Raw genomic sequence first — 221 nt, 5'->3', positions numbered from 1 at the left:
GAATACACGGACGGGCCTTTGACCTTACCGTCTAGATCGGTTTTGGCCAAAAGATCGAAGTCAATAAAGCTGTCGTTCAAAGGGGTTACCAGTGTATCCGCCAAAGAATGCGCCACTTGGCTGAGCCGTGTGTGGGATCCAGGGCAGACGATCAAAATGAAATCAACGTCAGCCTCTAAACCAGCCACAGCCAGCGACAGCCGTTGATCATAGATGTTCTC

At 50.7% G+C, this 221-nt stretch carries 1 protein-coding gene; it reads right to left on the bottom strand.

Annotated elements, in window-relative coordinates; all coding sequences use genetic code 11:
• Nucleotides 1-221: division plane positioning ATPase MipZ (locus MRS74_RS23780; protein WP_254582751.1), on the bottom strand; the 221-nt coding region annotated here is incomplete at both ends.

Origin of the sequence: Marinobacterium sedimentorum (genome assembly GCF_024267675.1) — a bacterium.
Lineage (GTDB): Bacteria > Pseudomonadota > Gammaproteobacteria > Pseudomonadales > Balneatricaceae > Marinobacterium_A > Marinobacterium_A sedimentorum.
This window is presented reverse-complemented; position numbering and strand designations above follow the sequence as displayed.